At 52.2% G+C, this 3,507-nt stretch carries 3 protein-coding genes and 1 tRNA gene; 3 read left to right on the top strand and 1 reads right to left on the bottom strand.

Annotation, left to right across the window (positions count from 1 at the left end; translation table 11 throughout):
- Nucleotides 1-67 precede the first annotated feature (67 nt).
- The gene (locus tag QEH52_RS19155; RefSeq protein WP_308952564.1) at nt 68-403 is read right to left on the bottom strand and encodes an ArsR/SmtB family transcription factor; all 336 of its coding nucleotides are present in this window, start codon (nt 401-403) and stop codon (nt 68-70) included.
- A 102-nt stretch (nt 404-505) separates the two neighbouring features.
- On the opposite strand from QEH52_RS19155, the gene QEH52_RS19150 reads away from it, so the two are divergent.
- The 3 genes from QEH52_RS19150 to QEH52_RS19140 all read left to right on the top strand — a co-directional run bounded on the left by QEH52_RS19150 (nt 506) and on the right by QEH52_RS19140 (nt 3,420).
- A complete protein-coding gene (locus tag QEH52_RS19150) occupies nt 506-1,507 on the top strand; it encodes a permease (protein WP_308952563.1) in 1,002 nt (333 codons plus the stop codon).
- Between the two features lie 71 nt (nt 1,508-1,578).
- Nucleotides 1,579-3,075: a lysine--tRNA ligase gene (lysS, locus tag QEH52_RS19145; protein WP_308952562.1), complete on the top strand. Its 1,497-nt coding sequence runs from the start codon at nt 1,579-1,581 to the stop codon at nt 3,073-3,075.
- A gap of 270 nt (nt 3,076-3,345) precedes the next feature.
- Nucleotides 3,346-3,420: transfer RNA gene (locus QEH52_RS19140), tRNA-Asn, on the top strand.
- Nucleotides 3,421-3,507 lie beyond the last annotated feature (87 nt).

Raw genomic sequence — 3,507 nt, 5'->3', positions numbered from 1 at the left:
AGAACGCAGATGCACTTATACAAACTAGAGCCAGGAGAGCCAGTGGCAGTTGGACGGGGTTCTGGAATTAGCTCACCGCACTTTTAATCACACCCCAGTCGGCTTGATCCTTCGAATCGCCCGCGCAGCACTCTGCCTGAAGGAAATGAATGAGCTCCTGTAAGTGCTGGTAATCTGGGCTGCAAACAATCGTGCGGCTTTGTTTTACCTGATGAATTAAACCAACTCTTCCCATGCGAGCTAAATGATGCGAGAGGGTGGAGGCCGGAATATTCAAGGCCTTTTGAATATCGCCCACCAAGGCACCGGAGTGTCCCGCTTTGACTAAGTATCGATAGATCGCTAAGCGGTGTATGTTGCCCAATTCCGCTAAGCTCTCGGCGGCTGCCTTATCTGTAATCATATTCTCAATTCGTTATATTTCGAAAAACATGGAAATGTTGTGGACAAATGTCAAAGGAGCAATTTATAGCTATATTTCGACAATACTGGAAATATAAAATTTATGACAGAGCAATTACAGGATACATTGAGCATGTTTGCCTTTTTGGCGATCGAGCTCTCGATTTTATTCATAGGGATCAGTCTGTTGGTAGGAGCCTTGCAGCGCCATATTCCGCCATCGAAGATTGAAGTTTTACTGAGTGCTGGACGTGGGCGCAGCTATTTACTTGCGGCTGCGCTGGGGGCGATGACGCCTTTTTGCAGCTGTTCGACGATCCCCATGTTGAAAGGCTTGATCCGAGCCCGTGCGGGATTTGGGCCCATGATGGTATTTCTTTTTGCATCTCCGTTGCTCAATCCGATCATTGTCGTCCTGCTGGCGGCGACTTTTGGGCTTCAACTGACAATGATTTATACCTTGGCCGCACTCTTAGTCTCCTTGGTGGCGGGTTACTTGTTGCAAGTTTTCGGCTTTGAGCGGACGATACGCAGTGATGTCCTGCACGCATCCGACCGCAGCTCGCATTCAACGCAGGGAGATGACCTGCCCGTGTTCCAGCCTGTCGTGGGGGGCTGCTGTGAAAGTCCGGTTTCGATCCGCACGGAGAGCGCTTGCTGTGGCGAGGATGCCGGGAAGGCTCAGGTCACGACAAAAGGACGCTATCATGGGCTCTGGCGTGAGGCCTGGTCTGACTTTGTTGAAGTCTTACCCTATCTGCTCCTCGGTATCGGTATTGGTAGTGTCATCTATGGCTATATGCCAGCCGCCTTTTTGGAACAAGTAGCCGGCGAGGATAATCCATTTGCGATTCCTATAGCGGCTGTTATCGGAGTGCCGCTCTACATCCGGGCCGAAGCAGTGATTCCACTGGCGGCAGCCTTAATGAGCAAAGGTGTCGGCGCAGGGACCGTGTTGGCTTTGATTATTGGTAGTGCGGGGGCCAGTTTGACCGAATTGATCCTACTACGCTCACTCTTTACCGCTAGACTTCTGCTTGTCTTTGTTGTCGTCATTTTTGCAATGGCGATGCTCGCAGGTTACACAACTTACTTACTGCACTAGTTCCACTTCGCCAAGCGGTGGAATTTGCGTTTGCCATTTCTGGCAAGGCGCGCACATTCGCGGGCTTCGTTATGACAGATAAGACCGCCAATCCCGACAATTCGCACGATTTATACGCCGTGCGCCTGCAAAAGCTTGAGAATCTCTGCAAAGAGGATCGCAACCCCTTTGCCGCTAACTGCGCGCAAAGCCATACATCTGAGGAGGCGATTAAACTCTATAAAGAAGGCGTCGCCGATGAGGAACAGCCCAAAGTCGCCGTGGCCGGACGCATCGTCGTCTTCCGCGTGATGGGCAAGGCCAGCTTTATTAAGATCCAAGACCGCGACGGTCAGATCCAGGCCTACGTCACCCGCGACGAATTGCCAGAAGGGGAGTATAACACCTATTTCAAAAAGCTCGATCTTGGCGACATCATCGGCATCGAAGGCCGACTTTTTAAAACCAAGACCGGCGAGATCACCGTCCGCGCCGAAAGCTACACACTCGTCTCCAAGTCCCTGCGCCCACTTCCCGAGAAATGGGCCGGTCTCACAGACGACGATAAAATCTATCGTCAGCGCTATCTCGACCTGATTGTTAACCAAGACTCACGTCAACGCTTCCGTCACCGCGCCAAAATTATTCAGGAAATGCGCAAGTATCTCTGGGAGCGCGACTTCACCGAAGTCGAAACCCCCATGCTGCAGTCCGTCGCCGGCGGTGCGGCCGCACGTCCATTCATCACCCATTCCAACGCCCTCGATTGCGACTTCTATATGCGCATTGCGCTCGAGCTCTACCTCAAGCGCATGCTCGTCGCAGGCGAAGACCGCGTCTTCGAGATCGGCCGCGTCTTCCGCAACGAAGGCCTCTCCCGACGCCACAACCCAGAGTTCACCATGTTGGAACTCTATCAGGCCTACACCGACTTCCGCGGCATGATGGAGCTCACACAAGGGCTCATCCAACACGTCGCTAAGACCGTGATCGGCAGCCTCGAAATCGCACGTCCCGACGGCACCGTCATCAACCTCGACGGCGAATGGCGCGAAGCCAAATATAAGGACCTCATCATCGAAGCCACCGGCGACGCCGAGTGGTTCAGCCATAGCCGCGAGGACAAGCTCGAAAAAGCCCGTGCCCTCAATATCGAGGTCGACGGCGAGCTCGAAGACTACGAGATCACCAACAACGTCTTTGAAAAGCTCATTGAGCCCACGCTGATACAGCCCACCTTTGTGACCCACATTCCCAAGGAGCTTTGCCCCTTGGCCAAGATCACGCAAGACGACGACACCACCATCGACGTCTTCGAGCTCTGCATCAACGGACAAGAGATCGCGCCCGCATACTCCGAGCAGAACGATCCCATCATCCAGCGCAAAATGTTCGAGGCTCAGGTCGGGGAAGAAGTGCAAGACATGGACACCGACTTCCTCACCGCGCTCGAGCACGGCATGCCCCCCGCAGGTGGCATGGGCCTAGGAATCGACCGTCTCATCATCCTTCTAACAGGCGCTGAGAGCATTCGTGACACCATCCTCTTCCCAAGTTTAAAGCCCCTCAAACAAGAGGCAGAAAAATAATTAAAAAATTCTCACGAAACTATTGACAAGGGGCAAAATCATTCCCTTTATACGCGCTTTCCAACGAGCCGAGAGGCTCCGAAGAAACAGTTTTATTGCTCAGTAGCTCAGCGGTAGAGTCCCGATTCCATCGGGATTAATCACTTGAGTTGTTGAGTCAGAGATAGTTCTTTTTAATTTTATTGCTCGGTAGCTCAGCGGTAGAGTCCCGATTCCATCGGGATTAATCACTTGAGTTATTGAGTTAGAGATAGTTCTTTTAAATTTTATTGCTCGGTAGCTCAGCGGTAGAGCAGGTGACTGTTAATCACTTGGTCGCTGGTTCGATCCCAGCCCGAGCAGCCATTTAAAGCCCTTCGAGAAATCGGAGGGCTTTTTTGTTGTCTGGATTGCTGGAGATAATGAGGATTCAGACATGTATTTCGTCTACGT

The organism is Thalassobacterium maritimum (genome assembly GCF_031127805.1).
In the GTDB taxonomy this organism is placed as follows: Bacteria; Verrucomicrobiota; Verrucomicrobiia; order Opitutales; family Coraliomargaritaceae; genus Thalassobacterium; species Thalassobacterium maritimum.
The sequence above is the reverse complement of the archived record's forward strand: the minus strand, read 5'-3'. Positions and strand labels throughout refer to the sequence as shown.